Consider the following 23,442-nt stretch of genomic DNA (forward strand, 5'->3'; position numbering starts at 1 on the left):
CGCCTCCGAATCCCGCTGTCCAATTGCGATTTCCGGGCTATATTCCCGGCAGCAGTTCGTAGCTCTGGCAGCCCTTAAGCTCCTTGATGCGGGTGGCAATTGCATCCGCATACTGGCTGCGCCAGAGCGCGTCGTAGTCCATCTGCTGCCTGTAGAATATCTGGGCGTCGTCTATGTTTTTCCGGGTGCGGTACATGTACTTGCGTTCCTCGCGCCAGATGGCGTCCGCGTCCTGTCCGCGGAATTTAGAGGCGTTTTCGTCTGCTTCGGCGCGGGTGATGGCGTTTCTGCGGACGCGGTCCAGGTCGCGCTTGTAGAGCAACTGATAAAAACTGTTGTCCGACAGTCCCTGCTGCATCCTCTGCACCCAGTGCAGGGAACTCTCAAAGGTTTCCGTGGGCCGGTCATATTCCAGGTTCGGCAGCAGGCAGTCTCGCCGTATCATTTCTGCGAATCTGTCCGGCCCTTCTATCGCATAGACGCAGATTTCCTTTATCGTCTCCTGCCCGGAGGGGGTGGAGGCTATTTTATCCTCGTCGTACATGCTGGCCTGGGAGGCCACGCGCGCCTGCGCCATCGCGGCAAGCACTTCAAACTCGGCCAGGTCGTCAGCCACCTGAATGCGGTCGTACATCTGGCTCAGCGCCAGCCCGCGTGCCAGCAGCAGCGGCAGCGTCTGCCTGTGGCGGCGCTCCTTTTCCGGTATAAGCAGGGTGCGGTCCGCTCGCAGATACCTGGGCCAGGGGCCGGTAAGCGGCGCGTATTGTATTTTTATGGGATTTTCCTTGAGCCGGGCGACAAGCTCCCTCCCTTCGCCCAGCAGTTCAAGGGATTCAAGCCCGCGCTCCAGCGAAGGTTCGTAATGAAGCGCGGGGTTGGCGTCTTCACGGGGGGCGGGGGTTGCCTCGTCCGGAGAGTACTCCTCCTGCAGGGCGGCGCAGCCGCACAGCAGGGATGCCGCCGCCAGCAGCAGCGCGTTCGCGCGGGTCATTTGAACAGGCCCTTCAGCGCGTTTTTGCCCGCGTTTATAAGCGTGTCGCCCAGCGCCTGCGCGTCCAGTTTCACGGACGGCCTGTGCATGTCCCCGGTTATTGCCAGCACGGGCTCGCCATAGCGGGCGAGCTTGCCGGAAAGCTTGATTCTTGTCTTTATGTCAACCTCGCGGGCTGTGAAGTCAACCCCGCCCCAGGAGGAAAGCTGGGCCACCCCCGTGTCCAGCACTGTTTTGGCGATGCTCATCCTGCCGTCGCGGAAATCGTACTCGCCTTCCATGTTGCTGAAGGAAAGATTGTCCAGTTCCGGCAGGAAAGGAAATTTCATGGCAGCCGTTCCGCGTTGAATCTGCATCAGCGGCATCAGAAGCGCGTTGGCAAACCGATTGCCCACCGCGAAAGACGCTATGTCGCCCAGCCGTCCGCCGTGCACGCAGAAGGAGGCTTTCCCTCTTGCCTTGTCCAGCTTTGCGGTTATACCGGTCAGCGCGCATTTGAACTCCGCCGCGCCGGCGTTGATGGCGGGATGGTAGAGGCGCGCGGTTTTTATATCCGCTTCTATGTCGTAGGCGGTTTCCGGCGGCGCGGCCTGGCCCTTGCCCTCGGCGGGTTCGGGCGCCTCTGTCTTTGGAATCAGCGAGACCAGATTTACCGCGCCCAGCGAGGCCGAAATCTTCGCCTTGACCAGTCTGGGCGATGTGCGCGTCGAAAACGCCGCCGTGAAAGCCGCCCCGTCCAGTTTGCCGGCGGCTTTCTGGACGGAAACGGAATCCTGGGTAAATTGGGCGGAAACCTCCATATCGGAAATCCTGGACTGGCCGAATACCAGCCCCCCGTCGGCGACGACCGCGCTGCCGGAATAGGTCATGGCGGACGGCGGAACCCAGGCCGCGGACAGCCGCCCGCCCATCTTCCCGCGCAGGCGATATTTCGCGTATCCCGGCGCTATTTTAGAAATTTCGGACATGTCTCCGCGGAAATTGCCCGCCGCGGAACCCGCCCAGCCCTCCGGGCGCAGGTCCAGGTTGACAATGCCCTTGAAATTCAGCGAGCCGGCGCTTACGATGCATTCCGTTATTTTCGCGCTGCCCGGAGCGGCGGAGATATTAAACGAAGTCTCGGATTCCGGTATCACCCAGCCGCGGGGCAGCGCCCGCGCCAGTCTGGCAAGCGAGGAAGTGTTCATTTCCGGCAGTTTCGTTTTTACGGCGGCGTTGAGCGCCCAGGCGGATGTCTGTTCCAGCCCCATCATAAATCCGCCTGAGGCGGACAGCGGTCCCGCGTCCACCTGAACTCCGGAAAACGACAGGTTGCCGTTCTCAAACGCGAAGCTGGACGAGACGGCGGTTTCCGGCAGCGGTATATGCGCCGGAAAATTGGACAGCACCTGCTGGAGCTGGGTGGACGACAGGGGCGCTATCCTGAATTTGAAAATTCCGTGCGGGGCGGAGAAATCGCTTACGCGCGCCGAGCCGGTAAGCGACAGCTTTTCCCAGCTTGCCAGCACGGAGCGCACCGTCAGCTTGTATTCGGATATTTTCCGGGCAGTGAGATCAAGCTGCGAATTGGTTTTCACGTACACGGTTACCGGGTTGTCGCCGACGATGAAATTGATGTGGCACTCCGATGCCGCTTCAAACGGCTGCGCGAACGAGATATCGTTGGTGTAAAACGAGAGGTCTTTTATCTGCGCGATATTGCCAGTCCGGCTTCTGAAGTAAATGTCGGTGTTTCTGATGGAGAGCCTGTCGGCTTCAAAATCGTAATCCGAAGCGCCGCCGGATTTGGCATTTTGCTGAGCCGGGGCGGACTGGGGGGATTCTCCGTCCCCGGAAATGTCGGAGAAGTTGAAGCGCCCGTCCGGAGTTTTGGCTATATTCACCATCACTCCGTCAACATCTATGGAGCGCACGCTGATTTTTTTTCTCAGCAGCGCGCCCAGCCTGAAACTGACCGAAACGGATTTGGCCGTCAGCATTTCCCCGTTGTCAAAGCCGCCGGCTTCGGAAATGGCCAGGTTCTTTATGCTTATGCCGCCCAGGCTTGCGTGAACGTCCTCCATCCTGAATTCTCTGTTGATTTTGCGCGCAAGCCAGGAGGTTGTCCAGGCCTTGAGCTTTGCTGACGGGAAAATCAGGCGGACGGTTATCATTGCCGCAATAACGGCGCCGGCTATAATTGCCGCCGTAAAGGCCAGACGCCTGAGCGGCGCTATGTTCGCACCGGATATGCGGGGAATCATACTTAATGGAATCATTATAACATTTTGGGCCTTTTGGCCCATGCAAGAATGGCTGCTGCGGCGTAAACTGTTCACAGGCGGCACAAACCCATGAGCAAAGTTCTTCTGGCGGTTATTTTCTGTTTTCTGGCTGCAACCCGGGCGCCGTCCCGGGTTTCTGCGCAGGAATACGGCGCCGCGCCCGCGGAAACTCAGTCAGACGGCGCCGCCTCCGGGAAAACCGGCGGTACGGGCGATGCCGCGCGGAAAGTTGACCGCCGGGTGGAGAAGTTCATTCAGCGCAAGGGGGGGGAATACGGCCTGTCCGCGGATTCCAAAGGCAATCTCAGCCGCGTGGTGAAGTCTCCGGACGGGACAAGCCGGAAAACAGCCATTGACAGGCAGTCTTCCGAGAGGATTGAGAAGCTTATATCCGGCCTGGCGCCCGGTCATGAGGACGAGGATATGGCGCAGGCGCTCAAATCATTCATGTCCGCGTACTATTCCGGGAAGTCCGGCGACAAACAGTTGTGCAAGCAGGGCAGGGAGTTCTTCAAATGCAATGGCGGCAAAGCCTCTCTGACTTCCGCCGGCAAGCATGCGGTCATGGACATAATGTGCGCCGAATTCGGCAAAAGCTTTTTCAAGGACCATTACTCCGCTTCCGGCGGCGGGCAGGATGCCGGAGCAGGAGAGGCGGACGAGCCGGATTCCGACTCCAGCGGCGGGGGGGGCGGGCCGGACAAATCCCGGCACGGCAAGGCTGCGGCGATGTCCTCGTCTTTATCTGCCGCGGCTGCGCCGCAGGCCGCCGCGATGCTTTTTGACGGAGGGGCTCAGGCCCGGCGCGCGGGCACGGGTTTGATGCATTTTACCTCTCAGGCGGGCGCTGCCGGTATTGCCGGCGCGCGCGCTTCTTACGGGCGTCATCCTGCCATGACCGCGCCGGCGGGTTCGCTGCGTTCAGGGGCAAAACCGCCGCTTTCGCAGCGTAAGGGAGATTTTACACAGGCTTTAAGCGGAACGGCGGCCTCCCTGATTTCCCAAAGCGGTATAGACCCCCGCATAGCGTCGCTTCGGGGCGCGGTTCTCTCGCGCGCGGGCGGCGTGCCTATCATAGAGTTGCCGGCGCGCCAGGCTCCTGCCGCGGCCCGCGTTTCAGAATCCGGCTTTGCGAAAATAGCGCGCGCGGCGGCCGGGGCGGTATTCCGCTCTCCGATGACGCCGGCGCTCTACAAGGCTGCGGATTTCGCGCGCATTGCCTCGCACGGAGAGACGCGCCTGCCCGAGCCCACCAGCAAAACCAAATCAGACATCACTCCCTACCGGACGCCGGAGCAGATACTGAATACCAGCGCGCTGCGGAAATACGGCGACGGCGGCGATCGGGTGACAATCGGTTTCATAGACAGCGGCCTGGACCAGAGCCACCCGGACTTTGCGAAAAACCGCGTGCTGGATTATTTTGACTTCACCGGCGAGGGCAAAAAGGACCATACCGGGCACGGCACGGCCATGGCGGGCGCGGCGGCGGGAAGCGGGGCGGCCTCCGGCGGGAAATACGCGGGCATAGCGCCCAATGCCAAATTCGCGATATTCAAGGTGGTGGATTCCAACGGCTCTTCATCGGAGGAAAGGATTCTTAACGCCCTCAAGAAAGTGCATGACATGCCCGCGGAAACGCGCCCGAAGGTGCTTAACATAAGCATGCAGGGGCCGCACAACCCTTCCTCCCCCATATCCGTCATGGTGGACCGGCTGGTGGCCGAAGACAATGTGGTTGTGGTGGCGGCGGCGGGCAATAACGAACTGTCGCAGGATATGCATGTCCGCCAGCGGCCGATAGGCTGGCCCGGAGATTCGCGGCTTGCGCTGTCGGTAACCGGCATAGGGCCGGACGGCGGCATTTCGCCCTATGCCCGGCGCGGGTCTATAAGCGGAGCCGGCGCCGCATTCAACAAACCCGATGTAACCACGGTGTACGGCGGCATCAGAAGACCGGGCGCTCCGGTCAATTTCACACAGCGCGATGTGGAACGGGCCGCGCGCGGCGAGCTTGCCATGCAGCAGAATCCGGGCGAGGGATTGTATTTCAACGGCGTGCTGTTGCCCAGAAGCGCGGATTCGGATGCGACTATCAGGGAAGCGTTGTCCAACTCCACTTTGCCCGATGGGCAACGCGCCAGACTTGAAAAAGCGCTGCGCCGCCAGCAGGCGGACAATTTGCTGGGCAACGACAAATACGCCTTTGATTCCGGCACCTCGCCCTCCGCGGCGGAGATGTCGGGCATCATGGCGCTGGCCGTGAACCGGCTGGTCAAGGGCAATATCCCCTACACCGCCGAGCAGGTCAACGCCCTCGCCAAGGAGAGCGCGGTCCCGCTGCGCGGCCAGCCGGCTGACGTCCAGGGGCAAGGGCTGGCAAACGGCGACAGGATGAAGGCCCGCATGGAAGCCAGAATAAAAGCGGGCGTGCCGGTGGGCAACGTGGCCTATGACATATCGTGCCAGCTTACCCCGGACCAGCGGCGCGTCGTGGCGTCAAGCCGGAATTTCAAGATGACGTCTCTTGGCGTGCTGGACAAACGCACCGGACATCTAATCAGCACTTACGACGATTACAAGCTGCTTGCCGCAGAGGTAGGCGCGGATAAATGACGCCGGAAAGCCCCCGCAAGGAGTCCGATATCTCTCCAATTTTTTGCCGGAATTCCGCGGCCTGGGACCTTTGGACCTGTTGCGCGCGCGGGCGCATTGATATTATTTCCATAGCGCGGAAGTTAATGCGCAAAAAACGTCAGAAGGATATGCCATGACCGACAGTTACCGACAATGTTTCAGAAAAATGGCGACGCTCCTGTTGTTCGCGTTTCTGGCTTTTCCGGTTCATGCCCGGCAAACCGGAGCGGCGCGGCAGCTTCAGACGATGGGGGGGGATTCTCCCGCGGTCCCTTTCGCGCGTGCCGCGGATTCGCGGTCGGCGTCAGACGGCGCGCTTTCCAGCAAGGGACGCCGGTTGATGGACAAGACGTGGATTTATATGGTTGACGGCGATACCATTTCCTACGGTCCCAGGGGCAGCGGCAAAGCGGGTATTAAGCGCCGGCAGTTGCGCATTGCCGGTATTGACACCCCTGAGGTTCATCACTACGGCGCGGGTAAATTCGAGGACCAGGAGTATGGCCCGGAGGCCACCAAGGCCGGGCGCGCCATAATTAAGGCAGCCGGGAAAGTGGAATATATTGACCTTGGCCTTGACAAGTACGGGCGCACGCTGGTCTATCTTTTCGTGGACGATAAATCTTATGAAGTTGAAATGATCAAGGAGGGACTGGCGTGGGAGTATATCTCCACGTATGGCGATTCCGGCTATCCCGAAATAGGCAAAGCCATTCGGACAGCCGCCGCCAAGTATCCCCGCAAGCCTTTTGAGTTCCCGCATGACTGGCGCGGCAGGATGTGGTCGCCTGAAAGAGAAGCGGCTCAGTTGCAGACCGACCTGTCCAGGCGCCGCATCAGGATGAATAAATCCAGGATAGTTTACGACGACGGAGACACTATAACCTATAACGGCAAAACCTTCCGCTTTGCAACCATAGATACCCCGGAAATCATGCATCCCGAGGACGGCATTATGCAAGACCAGCCATATGGCCGCAAGGCTGCCGCGTTCACCGAGAATGCTTTCAGGAACGCCCGGACGCTGGAGTATATTCCCGGATGCAGGGACAAATACGGCAGAACGCTGGCCCTGTTTTTCGTGGATGGGCAACTGTTTTCCGAGATGATAATCAAGGCCGGGCTGGCGTATGAAAATGTGTCTATTTTCGGTCCCGGGGACACTCCCGGTTTTGCCAGGATGGCGCTGTCCGCTTTCAGAAGCCTGCCCCATCCTCCCCCGTTCGAGAATCCGATGGAATGGAGGAGTAAGAATCAGATCAAACCCAAAGAGTGAGCCTTTCACGGGCCTGGCGCGCGCGGGCGCGCGGATAGATTTTCGCAACGCGGAAGTTGCGCGCAAAACCGACTGGAGGATACGACATGACCGATACCAACCGACAGTGTTTCAGGAAGACGACGCTAGCCTTGTTATTGGCGCTTCTGGCCTTTCCGGTGCATGCCCAGCAAACCGGCGCGGCGCGGCAGCTTCAGACGATGGGGGGGGATTCGCCCGCGGTGCCTCATGCGCGCGCAGCGGATTCGGCGGCAGCCTCCGGCGGCGGGCGCGATTTCCTTTTCACCGAGCCGGACGCCGGCAGGGAGCCGGTATTAAATCTTATCAACAGCGCGGTGAGTTCGGTGCATGTTGTGATATACGAGATAGACGACAGCCAGATAATAGACGCCCTGATAGCGGCTCATGACCGCGGCGCGGATGTGAAAATGCTCTATAACCAGGATTCGTTTGAGCATTACGGCAAGGACCCCAACGGCAAGGCGGTCAAGAAGCTGGCCGAGGCGGGCGTTTCCGTGAAAAAGGCCGGCAAGGCATTCTCTCCCCAGGAAGAGTTCGCGCTTACCCACCAGAAAAGCATAACGGTGGATGGGGCGCGTTCCATGATCATGACTTTCAATTTCCAGCCCGGGTATTTCACCGGAACCCGCGATTTTGGCTATGTTACCGGAGAGTCGGGAAAGGTGGCCGAGATAGAGAAGGTGTTCATGTCCGACTGGGATTACACCTCCGTTGCGCCTTCGTCGGAAAATCTGGTGTGGAGCCCTGTCAACGCGCGCGAAAAACTATTGTCTCTTATAAATGGCGCGCGCAAAACGCTGGATCTGGAGCAGCAGCAGGTTCAGGAGGATGAGTGCAATAAAGCGCTTATAGCCGCCGCCAAACGCGGCGTCAAGGTGCGTATCATAACCGCTTTCCTGAGGGATTACAACGACCCGAAAAAGGACAAGAATGCCGCCGCGCGCAAGAAGCTCCGGGCCGCGGGCGTTGAGGCGAAAGTGAGTCTCAATCCCTACATGCATGCCAAGATGATACTGGCCGACTACAAACAGCCGGAGCAGAAGGCGTATATAGGTTCGGTGAATTTCTCGGGACATTCGCTGGACAAGAACCGCGAGTTGGGAGTGCTGTTCTCGGACAGCCAGTCGCTTGATACCGTCCACAATGCGTTTGAGAAGGATTGGATCGCGCAGGAGTAGGGTTCCGCCTGTTTTGGCAATTGCCGCCGGCGCATGCGCCGGCGGCGCTGTTCCCCGCGCAAAAATACGGGTCCCGGTTTCTTTCCTCCTGAAATTGCCGGCTTCGCGATGAGTGGAGACTGTATGAGAAGCCTATGGATCGTTGCGGCGCTGGGCGCATTCGCTGGACCGGCTTGCGCGGGGGATAATAACACTGCAATGAAAGAAAAACAACAAACTGCGGCATTCTGCGCATTCTCGGACGAGGAATTAAAACGCAAACTCACGCCGGAGCAGTACCGCGTGGTGCGGGAAAACGGCACCGAAAAGCCGTTTGAAAACGAATACTGGAACAACAAGCGCGCCGGCCTGTATGTGGACGTGGTATCGGGCGAGCCGCTGTTCAGTTCCTCCGACAAATTCGATTCCAAAACCGGCTGGCCCAGCTTCTCCCGGCCCATCGCGCCGGAAACTGTAACGAGCAAAACGGACAACTCCGCCGGCATGGAGCGCACCGAGGCGCGCAGCGCCCGGGCGGACATGCACCTTGGCCATGTTTTCAGCGACGGTCCCGGACCCGGAGGGCTGCGCTACTGCATCAACTCGGCTGCGCTGCGTTTTGTCCCGGCGGAAAAGCTGGCCGCCGCCGGGCTGGGGCGGTACCTCTACCTGTTCCCGGCAAAAGCGAAAGAACTGGGCTATCAGGAGGCCACCTTCGCCGGCGGCTGTTTCTGGGGAATGCAGGCTTATTTCAAAAAAGTGAAAGGCGTGCTTAGCGTCCGCGCCGGCTACACCGGCGGACATGCCGCAAACCCGGATTACAAGCAGGTATGCGCCGGCTCCACCGGGCACGCCGAGGCCGTGGATATAATCTTTGATCCGAAGATAGTTTCCTACAAACGGCTGCTGGAGCATTTCTGGGAACTGCACAATCCGACCAGCCTGAATAAACAGGGCGGGGATTCCGGCTCCCAGTACCGCGCCGCCGTATTCTACCACGACGCGGAGCAGAAAACGCTGGCGGACCAGTCCAAGCTCGCGCTGGAAAAATCCGGCAAATACGGCAAGCCGATTGTAACGGAAATCTCAAAAGCGGGCGGGTTTTACCAGGCCGAGGAATACCATCAGGACTATCTGGACAAGCATCCGGGCGGCTACTGCCACATCAATCTGGACAACGCGGACAAGTGATTATCGCTTTTTTGCGGGTTGTGTTTCAGACCCTATGGAGAACAATTGGGTTTTTGGCATAATCCCTTTCAAACAATTCGTTATCCCATAGCGCGATGCTTTCTGTAAGCATTATGCTTTTCCGTAGGAGATATCTATGGTGTCTTCCAACTCAAGGATTTTTGTCAGCAGTTCTGACCTCGATTATTCGTTCCCAGGCGGGGAGGTGCTGTTTAACAATCTAAATTTTTCAATAGAGCGCGGCATTGCCGGTATCGTGGGGCCAAACGGTTCCGGGAAAAGCACTCTTTTAAAGCTCATAAGCGGTACGCTAGAGCCTTCCTGTGGCGAAATCAAAGCTAGCGGTAAAGTGTCTATACTTGGACAGGATGCCTTTGCCAATGAGGATTTGACTGTTGAGAAAATGCTGGGGGTTTCAGAAAAGCTTGATGCTTTAAGACAGGTAGCTGGAGGCGAAGTTTCATCTGAGCTTTTTGAAATTATAAACGGGGACTGGGATATCCAGGAAACTGTTTCTAAAGCATTGGAGCGCATGGGGATAGCTCATATCCCGCTTGGCCGTAAATTCGGCACATTAAGCGGCGGCGAAGCGATAAAAGTCCGCATCGCGGGCTTGCTTGTTTCAAAGCCGGATATATTGCTATTGGACGAACCCACAAATAATCTGGACACGGAAGGGCGACATATTCTGACCGGTTTTTTGCAATCGTGGGATAAGTGCGCGGTGGTGGTTAGCCATGACAGGGAATTGCTCTCTATCGCAGACAAAATATTTGAACTGTCCAATCGCGGGCTTGCAGCCTATGGCGGCAACTATGAGTTTTACGTTGCCGCAAGGCAGGAAGAGGATAATGCGCTTGAACGAAGGATAACTTCCGCCCGCGAGGAAGTAAAACGCGAGAAGCGCGAAATGCGCGAAAGCCTTGAGCGGCAGTCTCACCGCATGGCTGGCGGCAAAAAGCGGGCCAAGAAAAGCGGTATGCCTAAAGTATTGATTGACGCGCGCAAAAGACGAGCGCAGGAAACCTTGGGGAAAGCCAATATTTTACATGCGGCCATAGCCGCTGCAGCCGGGCAAAAACTCCAATCAGCCCGTTCATTGATAAGAGAACGCAATACCATCAATGTGGATATGCCGCAAACAGAAGTTCCTAATGGGAAATCACTTGTAGAAGCAAAAGAACTTAACTTCCGATATCCGCAAGGCAGCGCGTTCCTGTTCAACGAGCCGTTGAGCTTCTCCATTGCCGGTCCGGAGCGGTTGTCCATAACAGGTCCCAACGGCTCCGGCAAGAGCACGTTGCTCAAGCTGATTTTGGCTTCGCGCAAGCCCGCTGATATACACGGAGAAATCTCCGGCGCGTTGTCGGTAAAAACCGCGAAAATCGCTTATCTGGACCAGAAACTGAATTTATTGCGCAATGACTTGACATTGCTGGAAAACATAACGTTGTTTGCCCCAGACATGCGGGAATCGGACAAACGGTTAAGACTGGCACGATTTCTATTCCGTGAGCAAGAAGCAGGCCGAAAAGCGGAAACATTCAGCGGTGGCGAGAAAATAAGAGCCGCGCTGGCCTGCGTCCTCTCGGCGGCGGAGCCTCCGCATATACTCATGCTGGATGAACCGACGAATAATTTGGACATTGACAGCATTGAAAGGTTGGAAAGCGCGCTGGCGAATTACAAGGGCGCGTTAATTGTTGTATCACACGACGAAAAATTCCTTGAAAACCTTGGCGTAATGCGGCGGATTCCCGTTCTGGCAACAAAAAAACAGGACTTCAGCTAATGCTCGCCGTTGGGATAAATCATGCTGTCCCCGGAATTACAGAACCCTATGCTTTATTCTCCGGCTCAAGCGGCATCACAAAATAGGCCAGCAGATACGACAAACCGAACGGCGCAAAGCCTGTGCAGACAAGCAGCACCAGAAAAATCAGCCGGAACAACGTTGCGTCTTTACCGAAATACTCCGCCAGCCCTCCGCAAATGCCAAGCACCGTGCGGTTTGTTCTTGACCTGTAGAGTTTTTTCTCTTCCATAAATCCTCCTTAAGTTCGCCGTTATTATGAATACGGCGTTCCTGGCGCAACGGTTGCATTATAATCCGTGTCCGGGATGGAGGAGCCCCTGCGGTAAAAATCTCCCGGGCATGGATTCGAACCATGAATAACGCCTTCAAAGGGCGCTGTGTTACCGTTACACCACCCGGGAACAGCGACGGCCCCGCGCTGGCGCGGAGCCATCGTCAACCGATATTCTAGATTTTCGCCGCTATAGATTGCAACGCCGGTCCGATGCCGGAGCATCGGCGTCCCGGTCGGCTTCCTGCGGCTGGGGAGGGCCTTTTTTCAACTCCTGCTCGTAGGCCTTGAGGATATTTTCTTCCAGATACTGGCGGAATTCCTGAGTGATGGGATGAACCATGTCCTTGTGCGTTCCGTCCGGCAGCTTGCGCGAGGGCATGCACAAAAAAACCCCTTTTACCCCCTGCACTACTTTCATATTCCGCACAACGAAACAATTGTCAAACGTAACGCTGGCGAAAGCCTTCAGCCGCTCCTCATTCATCATGTGGATGCGGATTTCGCTTATCTGCATATTCCCCCCGTAGGAACTTGACAGCGTAGGCGGCGGCGCGTCCCCCCGCGACAGCCGCCGCAATGCGCTTTGATTGCGCGGCAGTATCGCTTATCGCGAACACGCAGGACCCCGAACCTGACATCAGCACCGCTTTCGCTCCGTGTGCAGCCAGCTCCGCGCGAATGTCGCGGACCGCTTTGTAACGCGGCAAAACCGGCTGTTCCAGCCTGTTGAAAAGCAAAGAAATCCAGTTATCAGAAGCCGCCCCCCCTTCCAACATCCTCTTAAGTTTATAAAGCGAAAGAAGCCTTGTCAAGACTTCCGTACGCGGGGCGGGGCGCAGCGCGCGGTATGCATCCGCAGTGGAAACCGGCACTCCGGGATACACAACCGTTAGATAAGGAAGCCGCCCGCGCGCGGGCAGGGGTTTAAGCCTGTCGCCAATCCCCGTGCCGACGAGGAAAGCCTCCTCCCGCAGAAACACCGGCACATCCGCGCCCAGGCCGCGCGCAATGGCGGACAGACGCCTGTTCTCCCACGGGCGGGTGGTTATGCCAAACAGCCGGCACATGCCCTTTATCACCGCCGCCGCGTCCGAGGAGCCGCCCCCCAGCCCCGCGCCGATCGGGATATTCTTTTCCAACGTGATGGTTGTACAGCCGTTTATTCCGAACTCTTCGCGGACGGCTTTTTCCGCGCGCAATGCCAGGTTGTCCGCCCCTGCGGAAAGCGGGCAGGGGGTGCGGTTTATAAGCCGGAAACCCGGTTTGCCGGATTTGGCGATGGTTATTTTATCCGCCAGCGAGATTTTAGCGAACAAAGTGGCGATGTTGTGATAGCCGTCCGGCCTTTTGCCGGTGATTTCCAGAAACAGGTTTATTTTGGCCGGAGCGGCCAGTGTGATTTTACGCATTCATATATTCTAAAACACGCGGCGGCGTTTTGCAAAACTCCGTCAAATGTTTTAGAGTTGTCTTTAATGAAAATATTCATCTATGCAGTCCTGGCGATGTGTTTGGGCGTCGCCATCGGGTTTTATGCCGGCAAACGCACCCGCCCCCCCGCGCCGGAGGCGGTAACCCCGCCGGACGAGCTGTCGCTTACCGTTTCCAGTTCGGCCTCGGCGACGCAGTACCGCACGCTGTCGGAGATATACGCGCAGATAATGCAGGGCAGCCACAACGAGGCGGTGGAAGTGGTGGTCCAACGCCCCGCCGAAAAGGGCAACCCGCACGCGCAGTATCTGATGGGCGATTTGTATTACAACGGCTACGGCACGCAGAAGGATTTCTCCGTCGCCGCCAAATGGTTTGAAAAAGCCGCCAAAAGCGGCTATGCCAAGGCGCAAACGTTTTTCGGCATGATGAACGAGCGCGGCGACGGCATGCCCGTAAACGAGGGCACCGCGCTCAACTGGTACAAGCAGGCCGCCGGCAAGGGCGAGCCGCTGGCGCAGAACATCATCGCCGTCAAAAAGGAAACCGGCCAGCTCGGTGAGAAAAATTCCTCCGAAGCCGTGGAGCTTATGCAGAAAGGCTCCGAGCAGGGCGACGTGCGCAGCCAGGTGAACCTGGGCATAATGTACGAGCGCGGCAACGGCGTCAAGCGCAATTACAAAGAGGCGGTGAAGTGGTACACCAAGGCCGCCAAGCAGGAAGATTCCACCGCGCAGCTTTATCTAGGGCTTATGTACGAGCAGGGCCGCGGCGTGCGCAAAAACGTGGCCACCGCCGCCAAATGGTACCGCAAAGCCGCCGAACAGAACGACCCGCAGGCGCAGAACAACCTCGGCGCGCTGTATGAAAGCGGCAGGGGCGTGCGGCAGAGCTTTATAGAGGCTTTCAAATGGTATCTCAAAGCCGCCGAGCATGGCGACCCCAAAGGCCAGACCAACATAGGCGTTCTTTACGAGAACGGAACCGGCGTGGCCCAGGACAAGGACGAGGCGCTCAAGTGGTACAAAAAAGCCGCCGATTCCGGCTATGGCCGCGCGGAGGTTTATCTCGGCATTCACGAGGAGACGCGCAACCTGAAGGAAGCCATGTCCTGGTACGAAAAAGCCTCCGCCCACGGCAACGCTCAGGCGATGAACAATCTGGCCGCCATATATCTGGAAGGCCGGGGCGGCGTTCCGCGCAATTTCAACAAGGCGCGTGCGCTGCTTGAGCGCGCCGCCCGCAAAGGCTTTGCCAAGGCGCAGGCTAATCTGGGACAGATGTACGAGAAAGGCGCGGGAATGCCCAAAAACCAGAAAAAAGCCGCTTTCTGGTACGAAAAAGCCGCCGAGCAGGGCAATGCGCGCTGCGCCATCCGCCTTGCGGACATGCACATGGAAGGCAAAGGCCTGCCCAAGGATTACATGAAAGCCTACGAAATACTCTATCCGATAGCGGAAAACTCCGGTCCCAATTCCCAGGAGGCCGCGCAGATAATAGACCTGCTGCAATCCAAATTGAACCCCAAGCAAATGGCCGAGGCCGGCAAGCGGTTCAAGCCGCTCCAGATAAGCAGGGCGGCAGAGCCGCCTACCCCCGCGCAGATGGCGGAGGAGCCGCCGGAAAAAGATTCCAAGCCGGATAACGCCGCTTCCATGAATGTGCGGCAGGATTCCAATAATCAGCAGGACGCCGGAGAGGACGAGGAAGACGGAGAAGACGAGGAATGAAATCATACGCCGGGCAAATAGCCCTGGAACTGAACAAGCCGCAGCATCATGTCGCCGCCGCGCTGGAACTGCTTGAGGGCGGGGCCACGGTGCCCTTCATATCGCGCTACCGCAAGGAAGTAACGGGAAACCTGGACGAGGTCGCCGTCGCTGCCGTGCGGGACCGCAGCCAGCAGCTTAAAGCGCTGGACGAACGGCGTGAGGCCGTAATCAAATCGCTTTCCGAAAGAAACCTTCTCACCGACGAGCTGAAAAAATCGGTGCTGGAGGCGCAGACTCTCTGCGCGCTGGAGGATATTTACCTGCCCTACCGGCCAAAGCGGCGCACGCGCGGCTCAATCGCGCGCGAAAAAGGGCTGGAGCCGCTGGCTGCGGCGCTTATGACGCAGCAGGACGGCGCCCCGGCGGCCATGGCCAAATCCTATCTCAGCGCGGAAAAGGCGGTGAACACGGCGGAGGAGGCTCTGTCCGGCGCGCGTGACATCATCGCCGAAAACATCAGCGAGGACGCCGCCGCGCGCAGCCGGCTGCGCGAGCTGTTCCTGAAAAAATCCGTTTTCACCTCAAAAGTCCTCAAAGGCAAGGAAGAGGCCGGCGCGAAATTCAAGGATTATTTTGAATGGAGCGAGCCGGTCCATTCCGCCCCGTCGCACCGCATTCTTGCCATGCGCCGGGGGGAAAGCGAGGGATTTCTTATTTTCCGCGCGCAGGCCCCGCGCGAGGAGGCCCTGGATATATTGGAGGGCATGTTCCTCAAAAACGCGACCCCCTGCGCCGCGCAGGTCAGGACCGCGCTGGCCGACGGCTACGACAGGCTGCTTTCAGTATCCATGGAAACCGAAGTCCGCCTGGAAACCAAAAAGCGCGCCGACAGGCAGGCCATAGCCGTTTTCGCGCGCAATCTGCGCGAAATACTGATGGCCCCGCCGCTGGGCAGAAAAACCGTTCTGGCGCTGGACCCCGGCTACCGCACCGGCTGCAAGCTGGTCTGCCTGGACAGGCAGGGCGGGCTTTTGTGCAACGACACGATTTTTCCGCACCACTCCGAGGGGCGCGTCGCCGAGGCCGCCGCCAAAGTGCGCGAGCTTTGCCGCCGCCACAATGTGGAGGCCATAGCGGTCGGCAACGGCACCGCCGGCAGGGAGACGGAGGATTTCGTCCGTTCGCTGAATCTGGATATTCCGGTGGTGATGGTAAACGAAAGCGGCGCGTCGGTCTATTCCGCCTCCGAGACGGCGCGCGCGGAATTTCCGGCCCATGACGTGACCGTGCGCGGCTCCGTCTCCATAGGGCGGCGGCTGATGGACCCGCTGGCCGAGCTTGTCAAAATAGAACCCAAATCCATAGGCGTGGGCCAGTACCAGCACGACGTGGACCAGGCCGAGCTTAAGCAGAGCCTGGACGACACCGTGGTTTCCTGCGTAAACAACGTGGGCGTGGAGGCCAACACCGCCAGCAGGGAGCTGCTCTCCTACGTTTCCGGGCTGGGGCCGGCGCTGGCAAAAAGCGTCGTGGACTACCGCGCGCAGAACGGCGCGTTCAAAACCCGGCAGGAGCTTAAAAAAGTCCCGCGCCTGGGACCGAAGGCTTTTGAACAATGCGCCGGATTTCTGCGCATACGCGGCGGCGGAAATCCGCTGGATTCCAGCGCGGTGCACCCGGAACGTTACCCCGTGGTGGAGCGCATGGCCGCAGACCTTGGCTGTTCTGTATCGGATTTGATTGGCGACGCCGCCCGCCGCGCCGCAGTGGACATTGCGAAATACGTCTCCGCCGAGGCCGGCCTGCCTACGTTGAAAGACATCATGGCAGAGCTTGCCAAACCGGGCCGCGACCCGCGCGAGAAGTTTGAAATTTTCCGCTTCGCGGACATTTCAAAAATAGAGGACGTAAAGCCCGGCGCGAAGCTGCCGGGCATTGTCACCAATGTGGCCGCCTTCGGCGCTTTTGTGGACATAGGCGTGCATCAGGACGGGCTGGCGCATATAAGCGAGCTGTCGGACAATTTCGTAAAAGACGCCAACGCCGTGGTCAAGGCGGGCCAGAAGGTTACGGTAACAGTGCTGGATGTGGATTTGCCGAGACGGAGAATCTCCCTGTCCATGAAAACCAATCCGACAATCGGCGCGCGCGCCAGCCGCCCGGCGCAGGAAAACCCGCAGGAGCGGCGCCAGCCCGCGCAGCCGCGCACCCAGGCGGAACGCCCCTCCGGCACCGCCATGAGCGACGCCTTCGCCAAGCTGCTTGGCAGGAACTGAGCCTGAAATCGCAGTTGGACAGCGGAATTCGGCGGCGGAGAGCGTGACATTCCTGTGCAGAACTTTCCTCACATGCCGGACGGGTATGCCCGTCAAATTCCGCGTCGGACTGTCCGCGTCAGCCGCCGCCGGACAGAAAAGAAAACCCCGCGCCGTTTGGCGGCGCGGGGCGTTTGTTTTGCTACAGCTATTTAGCGGGAGCTGACGGCGCCGCGGGAGCCGCCGGCGCGGACTGAGCGGGCGGCTGCTGGAAGCGGTATTTGTTCACCACGGAGCCGGAACCCAGTCGCGTGGAGTAAAACGTCAGCAGCACTGACGTAACCGCTATCGTTACCGCGCAGCCCATGGTGAACTTCTTTATAAAGTCCATCCCGGACGAGGCGGCGAATATGGCGTCGGCGTTGCCGCCGCCGAATATCCCCGCGGCGGAGCCTTTTCCGCTCTGCAGCAGCACCGCCACTATCAGCAGAGAACACGCTATGAAATGCACCGTCAGTATCAGAGCGTTCATCAGTTCCTCCTTGACAGCGCGGCAAGCCCGGGGAGTTCCTTGCCTTCCAGAAACTCCATGCTGGCTCCGCCGCCTGTGGAACAGTGGGTGAAGGCGGTGGTCTTCATGCCCGTCTTTTTGAGCACGGACAGGCTGTCGCCGCCGCCGATTATGGTGGTGGCGCCGTTTTTTGTGGCCTCCGCCATCGCCTTGGCGACCGCCGCGCTGCCGTTGGCGAAGGTGGGAATTTCAAATACGCCCATCGGGCCGTTCCAGAATATGGTCTTGGCCTTGCGTATATGCTCGCAGAACAGGGTTACGGTGCGCGGGCCGATATCAAGCCCCATCCAGCCTTCCGGTATGGACATGGCCTGGGTAACCTGCGCCGTAACATTGCCCTGCGGCTCCTGCGCTATCACATGGTCCGCCGGCAGCAGGCATTCCACATGGCGGCTGTAGGCCTTGGCTATGATGTCTTTGGCTTCGCCGACGCGGTCCGGCTCCACAAGCGAGCGGCCGGTGGAGACATTTTGCGCCTGCAGGAAGGTGTAGGCCATGCCGCCGCCTATCATCAGCATGTCCACGACGTTGAGCAGGTTGTTTAGCACGAGTATTTTGTCGGACACTTTTGCGCCGCCGATAATGGCCAGAAAAGGCCGCTGCGGATTTCTTATCGCGCGGTCAAGGTATTCCAACTCCTTTTCCACCAGAAACCCTATGCAGCCGGGCAGGAATTTGGCTATCGCCGAGGTGGAGGCATGCGCCCGGTGGACGGTGCCGAAGGCGTCCTGCACGAAAAACTCGCCGTAAGAGGCAAGCTCTTTGGCGAAAGCCTCGTCGTTTTTCTCCTCCTGCGGATGGAAGCGGAGGTTTTCCAGCAGCGCGATTTCGCCTTTTTGCGCGGCGTTGACGGCGGCTTGGGCTTCCGCGCCCACGCAGTCCTTGCCGAAATGGACTTTCGCGCCCATCAGCTTTTCCACCACCGGCGCCACGGGGGCAAGGCTGAACTCCGGCGCGGCTTTGCCCTTGGGCCTGCCCAGGTGGGCAAGCAGGGTTACGCGGCAGCCGTTTTCCAGCAGGTATTTCACCGTCGGCACGGTGGCGGTGATGCGCTTGTCGCTTTCCACCTTGCCGTCTTTTATCGGCACATTGTAGTCAACGCGGACGACTACGTTTTTGCCTTTTATGTCGGCGTCTTTAAGCTTGGCTATTTTAAGTGTGCTGGTCATAGTTTCCCTTATTTGCAGAGGACCTCCTGCTTGAGGACAGCGGTCACAAGATCCTTCAGCGTCGGAGTGGTGCGCTCCTTTAGCGAATACAGTATCCGCGCCGAGGGTTTCTTGATATCCAGCAGCCGGGCAAGGTCTATCGGCGTGCCGACAAGCACCAGGTCGCACGGCACGGCGGCGATTGTCTCTTTAAGCTCGCGCATCTGATCCTTGCCGTAGCCCATCGCGGGCAGGATGTGCTGAAGATGTGTGTACTTTTCGTAGACGGCTTTTATGGAGCCGATGGCGTAGGGGCGCGGGTCCACAATCTCCTTGGCGTGGTAGTTGCGCGCCGCAATATAGGCAGCGCCGTAGCCCATCTCGCCATGTGTAAGGGTGGGGCCGTCCTCCACCACCAGGACGCGCTTGCCCTTGACCTGCACATTTTCGTCGGAAAGCGTTACGGGGGATTCGGCCTCCACGATTTTGCAGCGCGGGTTAAGCCTGCGCACATTGGCCTTTACTTTTTCCACGGCATCCGGCTCGGCGGTGTCAACCTTGTTGAGAATGACCACGTCGGCCATCAGGATATTGGTCATGCCGGGGTGGTAAAGTTCCTCGTGGCCGGGGCGCAGCGGATCTGCCACAACGATATGCAGGCTGGGCTTGTAGAAGGGAATGTCGTTGTTGCCGCCGTCCCACAAAATAACATCAGCCTCTTTTTCGGCCTGTTTGAGAATTTCGCCGTAATCAACGCCGGCGTAGACTATGTGGCCTTCGCGTATATGCGGCTCGTACTCCTCCATCTCTTCAATGGTGCAGCCGTGCTTTTCCATGTCCTCTATGGAGGCGAAACGCTGGCATATCTGCTTTTCCAGGTCGCCGTAAGGCATGGGGTGGCGGATGACCACAACCTTCTTGCCCATCGCTTTAAGCGCGCCGGCGATGTATCGGGAAGTCTGGCTTTTGCCGCAGCCGGTGCGCACCGCGCAGACCGCGATGACGGGTTTGGCGGATTTTATCATCGTCTGCTCGGCGCCCAGAAGGCGGAAATTCGCGTTACAGGAAACTACCAGCGAGGCTTTGCGCATGACATCCGCGAAGTTTACGTCGCTGTAGGCGAAGTCCACGTCCTTTACATCGTGCTTGGCGATAAGTCCGCGCAGTTCCTCCTCGCGGTAAATCGGTATTCCCTCGGGATAGAGGCTGCCCGCCAGTTTCGCGGGATATTTCCTGCCGGCGATATTGGGAATCTGGAAAGCGGTGAAGGCCACCACCTCGTATTCCGGGTTTTCGCGGTAATAAACGTTGAAGTTGTGGAAATCACGTCCGGCTGCGCCCATGATAATTACTTTCTTGCGTGCTGTTTTTTGCATAACTCCGCTCCTTTAGTGTCTGCGCGCATCCGCGGCAACCGCCGCTTTCGGCATGCCGCCGCGCGTCGCGGGGATTGATCCCCGTTCCGCCTTGCGGCAGGCCGAAATCTGCGGTTTCACGGCGAGATGGCATTGCATGACAGGCTGTGTTCCGAAACGGCGCGCGGGCGCGTTACGCGCCCGCGCGCCGCTGCGGTTAGAATCCTTTCGCGGCGATGAAGGCGGCAATGTCTATGACGCGGCAGGAATACCCCCACTCGTTGTCATACCATGCAAACACCTTGGCCAGCTTTCCGCCGATGACGTCGGTAAGCGTGGAGTCGAATATGCTGCTGTGCGCCTCGCCGTTGAAATCCTTGGAGACAAGCGGCGCCTCGTTGTAGAGGAAGTACTTGCCCATCGGGCCTTCGGCGGCCTTTTTCATCGCGGCGTTGATTTCCTCTTTGGTGGCCGCCTTGGAAAGGTTGACCGCCAGGTCCACCAGCGATACGTTGGGTGTGGGCACGCGAATGGCTATGCCGTTGAGCTTGCCCTTAAGCGCGGGGATGACAAGGCCTATCGCCTTGGCGGCGCCGGTGGAGGTGGGTATCATGGACAGCGCGGCGGCGCGGGCGCGGCGCAGATCCTTGTGCGGGAAATCCAGCACCGGCTGGTCGTTGGTATAGGAATGTATGGTGGTCATCACGCCGGCTTCTATGCCGAAAGTCTCGTGCAGAACTTTGGCGACGGGGGCCAGACAGTTCGTCGTGCAGGAAGCGTTGGAGATGATGTCGTGCTTTTTGGGGTCGTAGGCGCTCTCGTTGATGCCCATGCAGATGGTAACGGCGCCCTCGCCCTTTGCCGGGGCGGTGATGATGACTTTTTTCGCGCCCGCGGCGATATGCGCCTTCGCCTTTTCCGGGTCGGTGAATTTGCCGGTGGATTCCACCACGACCTGCGCGCCCATGTCCTTCCAGGGCAGCGCGGCGGGGTCTTTGCTGGTGAGGACTTTTATGGTTTTACCGTCTATGACAAGGGCGTTTTCGGTTGCTTTGACCTCGCCGTTATAGACGCCGAATGTGGAATCATATTTGAACAAATGCGCCAGTGTTTTGGGGTCCGTCAGATCGTTAATGGCGACGAACTCTATATCCTTGTTATTCATGCCGGCCCGCATCACGAGCCTGCCTATGCGCCCGAAACCGTTTACAGCTACTTTGACAGCCATATTGCCTCCTCGGATAAGTTATGCACCGCTGGCGCGGGCGGTTGGCCGCCGCGCACAGATACTATACCAAAATCTTACCGGCCCGCGCTTTGCCCCAGTTCGTCCGCCTCGGCTTTTCTGACGGACCAGCGCGGCTTGCCGCTGTAACTTTCAAAAGCCAGCCGGGACAAGTCCCCGTAGGCGGCATTCTTGCAGATGACGCCGCCTTCGCCATAGGCGGACATAACCGTTATGAAATCCGCGGGCGCGGCGGCGGCTTTGCCGAAAGCCAGAAACCCCCACTGCCAGCCGTGCCCGTCGTATACGGCCTGCGGCACCAGGCATTTGCCGCTTGCGGGCATGGGCTGGCAGAACGATGCGGCATAACTCTTCCAAAGTTCATCCGCCTCGGCGGCGTATTCATTTTCTAGCACGGTTTTGCCGGCGCGCTTGAACACGATGCCGGCTTTGCCGGGGGTTACGGCGGTTTCCTGATTTCCGATGGTAACGGTGGTTTCCTTCCCCGGCTCCAGATACCGCCAGGCGGAAATGCCGCCGGCGCAGTTGTAAAGCGCGACGGCCTTGCTCAGCTTGTCCTTTTCGCGGACGAAAATAAACGCCGCGCGCAAGTCCATGCCATCCAGCTCGCCGATTTTATAGGCGCGCCCGCAGATGTCGTTCGCCTTATCCGTCCACGATATGATGGCGAACGGCCCGGGACGGGGCTTGCCGGCGGGGGTTACATCCTTGACCTTGTACAGATACGCCGGGGTGGCGCCCTCCTCGGTTATTTTCGCCATGACATAGTTGCCGTTTTTGCGGATGGTGTACTGCTCCCGCCCGTATGAGGACGCGCCCTGCACGGAAAACGAAAGCGGCACAGTCCCCGCAGCGTCGGCATTGCTTGAATCCCGCAGGAAAGCGATGGTTTTGGGCGAGGGATTGTCAAACATTCCGTAATTGGTTTCGGCGTCCTTTATGCCCCAGGCGCGGAAATAGAAATTGGGACCATCGTTGTTGGTGATGCCGCTGGGTGGCAGCAACGGTGTGGAGCCGCTGCTGGCGATGAACATGGAGGTGTACTGCGTGTTCGGCTCGTCATAGCCTACGTATCTGCCCGAATGCCAGCCGGATATATCGGCCCAGGAGGGACACGTGCCCGCGTCAAACAAACCGGCAAGGTCTGAATAAAGAGAAGGGCCTCCGAAGAAAGCCGTTTTTATGGAAGACTGCCCGTCCGCCCTGTGCAGGGCCGACACCGCTTCCGCGGCCTGTCCGGTTCCGGCGGAGGCGGAAGCCGGAACCTGCGGGAGAGGCGAGGGCCCGTTGCCCGGCGAGGATATTTCCGCGGAGCAGGCCAGTCCGGCGCAGGCGAATGCGGCAACCGCTGTCAGAAGACCGGCTTTCATTCTCACATATACATTCTACCAAAAACGGGGCTGTGCGACGAGGCGGAATTTATGCTAATCTCATGGAATATGGATTTTTCCTGGCTATTCGCTTCATCCTCCATTCTGTTCAAGCTGGGGGTTTCAACGGCATTGGGCGGCATAATCGGCCTTGAGCGCGAATTTCATGAAAAGCCCGCCGGTTTCCGCACCAATATAATAATCTGCCTGGGCGCGACGGTGTTTACCATAGCCTCGCTGGCGATAGGCGCCAAATACAATCAGGATCCGGGACGCATAGCCGCGCAGGTGGTAACGGGCGTTGGCTTTCTGGGCGCGGGCGCAATAATGCGAGACGGCAACAGGATATCCGGCCTTACCACCGCAGCGGGAATCTGGCTGGTTTCGGCTATCGGCATGGCGGTGGGGTACGGGTATTATCTGCTGGCCGTGGCCACGGTGGGGCTGACCATTCTGGCTCAGATATATTTCATCCGGCTGGAAGGTTTTTTCCGCAAATTCCTGAGGTTTCAGACGGTCTCGCTTAAATGCGCCGCCAACTGGGACACGTTGCATGACTGCGAACGGCGCATGACGGAAGCCGGCGTCAGGATAGAAAGCTGCAAGGTCAAGAAAGAGGGCGGCAGCTTCGACGTGGACTACCGCATTTCCGGCACGAGCCAGGATATAGACAAAGCCCTTGCCTGCATGATGGACATAAGGGAAATCACGGACCTGGAATACTAGC

The 23,442-nt window shown here is 58.7% G+C and carries 18 protein-coding genes and 1 tRNA gene; 8 read left to right on the plus strand and 11 right to left on the minus strand.

Annotated features, from left to right (window positions below; genetic code table 11):
* Nucleotides 1-37: 37 nt before the first annotated feature.
* Both WC421_08255 and WC421_08260 read right to left on the minus strand, forming a co-directional pair.
* Complete coding sequence (locus tag WC421_08255; protein MFA5162225.1) at nt 38-991, minus strand: hypothetical protein; 954 nt, start codon at nt 989-991, stop codon at nt 38-40.
* Nucleotides 988-3,234, minus strand: a complete 2,247-nt coding sequence (locus WC421_08260; protein MFA5162226.1) for an AsmA family protein — start codon at nt 3,232-3,234, stop codon at nt 988-990. The genes WC421_08255 and WC421_08260 overlap by 4 nt, the downstream gene beginning before the upstream one ends.
* A gap of 90 nt (nt 3,235-3,324) precedes the next feature.
* Here WC421_08260 and WC421_08265 point away from each other — a divergent pair, with 90 nt between their 5' ends.
* The 5 genes from WC421_08265 (at nt 3,325) to WC421_08285 (ending at nt 11,329) form a co-directional block, all read left to right on the plus strand.
* The gene (locus WC421_08265; protein MFA5162227.1) at nt 3,325-5,871 is read left to right on the plus strand and encodes a S8 family serine peptidase; all 2,547 of its coding nucleotides are present in this window, start codon (nt 3,325-3,327) and stop codon (nt 5,869-5,871) included.
* Between the two features lie 187 nt (nt 5,872-6,058).
* On the plus strand, nt 6,059-7,168 hold the full coding sequence (locus WC421_08270; GenBank protein ID MFA5162228.1) for a thermonuclease family protein: 1,110 nt from the start codon (nt 6,059-6,061) through the stop codon (nt 7,166-7,168).
* Nucleotides 7,169-7,305: 137 nt separating this feature from the next.
* Nucleotides 7,306-8,367 carry a phospholipase D-like domain-containing protein gene (locus tag WC421_08275; GenBank protein ID MFA5162229.1) on the plus strand — a complete coding sequence of 354 codons (1,062 nt, stop codon included), beginning with the start codon at nt 7,306-7,308 and terminating at the stop codon, nt 8,365-8,367.
* Nucleotides 8,368-8,565: 198 nt separating this feature from the next.
* Nucleotides 8,566-9,537 carry a bifunctional methionine sulfoxide reductase B/A protein gene (locus tag WC421_08280; protein ID MFA5162230.1) on the plus strand — a complete coding sequence of 324 codons (972 nt, stop codon included), beginning with the start codon at nt 8,566-8,568 and terminating at the stop codon, nt 9,535-9,537.
* A gap of 136 nt (nt 9,538-9,673) precedes the next feature.
* A complete protein-coding gene (locus WC421_08285; protein MFA5162231.1) occupies nt 9,674-11,329 on the plus strand; it encodes an ABC-F family ATP-binding cassette domain-containing protein in 1,656 nt (551 codons plus the stop codon).
* 46 nt (nt 11,330-11,375) lie between these two features.
* Here the strand turns inward: WC421_08285 and WC421_08290 are convergent, their stop codons facing one another.
* From WC421_08290 to ispE, 4 genes are all read right to left on the minus strand, one after another.
* Entirely contained in the window at nt 11,376-11,582 is a 207-nt protein-coding gene (locus WC421_08290) for a PspC domain-containing protein (protein MFA5162232.1), read from the minus strand.
* A gap of 101 nt (nt 11,583-11,683) precedes the next feature.
* Nucleotides 11,684-11,754: transfer RNA gene (locus WC421_08295), tRNA-Gln, on the minus strand.
* A gap of 60 nt (nt 11,755-11,814) precedes the next feature.
* Nucleotides 11,815-12,141: a SpoVG family protein gene (locus tag WC421_08300; protein MFA5162233.1), complete on the minus strand. Its 327-nt coding sequence runs from the start codon at nt 12,139-12,141 to the stop codon at nt 11,815-11,817.
* Nucleotides 12,104-13,036 carry a 4-(cytidine 5'-diphospho)-2-C-methyl-D-erythritol kinase gene (gene ispE, locus WC421_08305; protein ID MFA5162234.1) on the minus strand — a complete coding sequence of 311 codons (933 nt, stop codon included), beginning with the start codon at nt 13,034-13,036 and terminating at the stop codon, nt 12,104-12,106. Before ispE ends, WC421_08300 begins: the two co-directional genes overlap by 38 nt.
* Before the next feature lie 66 nt (nt 13,037-13,102).
* Here ispE and WC421_08310 point away from each other — a divergent pair, with 66 nt between their 5' ends.
* Both WC421_08310 and WC421_08315 read left to right on the plus strand, forming a co-directional pair.
* A complete protein-coding gene (locus tag WC421_08310; protein MFA5162235.1) occupies nt 13,103-14,788 on the plus strand; it encodes a hypothetical protein in 1,686 nt (561 codons plus the stop codon).
* Nucleotides 14,785-17,046 carry a Tex family protein gene (locus WC421_08315; GenBank protein MFA5162236.1) on the plus strand — a complete coding sequence of 754 codons (2,262 nt, stop codon included), beginning with the start codon at nt 14,785-14,787 and terminating at the stop codon, nt 17,044-17,046. Before WC421_08310 ends, WC421_08315 begins: the two co-directional genes overlap by 4 nt.
* Nucleotides 17,047-17,233: 187 nt before the next feature.
* Here WC421_08315 and secG read toward each other — a convergent pair whose 3' ends face one another.
* From secG to WC421_08340, 5 genes are all read right to left on the minus strand, one after another.
* Complete coding sequence (gene secG, locus WC421_08320; GenBank protein ID MFA5162237.1) at nt 17,234-17,557, minus strand: preprotein translocase subunit SecG; 324 nt, start codon at nt 17,555-17,557, stop codon at nt 17,234-17,236.
* On the minus strand, nt 17,557-18,765 hold the full coding sequence (locus tag WC421_08325; GenBank protein MFA5162238.1) for a phosphoglycerate kinase: 1,209 nt from the start codon (nt 18,763-18,765) through the stop codon (nt 17,557-17,559). Before WC421_08325 ends, secG begins: the two co-directional genes overlap by 1 nt.
* An 8-nt stretch (nt 18,766-18,773) precedes the next feature.
* On the minus strand, nt 18,774-20,120 hold the full coding sequence (locus tag WC421_08330) for a cyclic 2,3-diphosphoglycerate synthase (GenBank protein ID MFA5162239.1): 1,347 nt from the start codon (nt 20,118-20,120) through the stop codon (nt 18,774-18,776).
* Nucleotides 20,121-20,316: 196 nt separating this feature from the next.
* The gene (gene gap, locus WC421_08335; GenBank protein ID MFA5162240.1) at nt 20,317-21,327 is read right to left on the minus strand and encodes a type I glyceraldehyde-3-phosphate dehydrogenase; all 1,011 of its coding nucleotides are present in this window, start codon (nt 21,325-21,327) and stop codon (nt 20,317-20,319) included.
* 74 nt (nt 21,328-21,401) lie between these two features.
* Nucleotides 21,402-22,715 carry a hypothetical protein gene (locus WC421_08340; protein MFA5162241.1) on the minus strand — a complete coding sequence of 438 codons (1,314 nt, stop codon included), beginning with the start codon at nt 22,713-22,715 and terminating at the stop codon, nt 21,402-21,404.
* A 51-nt stretch (nt 22,716-22,766) separates the two neighbouring features.
* On the opposite strand from WC421_08340, the gene WC421_08345 reads away from it, so the two are divergent.
* Entirely contained in the window at nt 22,767-23,441 is a 675-nt protein-coding gene (locus WC421_08345) for an MgtC/SapB family protein (protein MFA5162242.1), read from the plus strand.
* Nucleotide 23,442 lies beyond the last annotated feature (1 nt).

The organism is Elusimicrobiales bacterium (assembly GCA_041651175.1).
Lineage (GTDB): Bacteria > Elusimicrobiota > Elusimicrobia > Elusimicrobiales > Elusimicrobiaceae > JAQTYB01.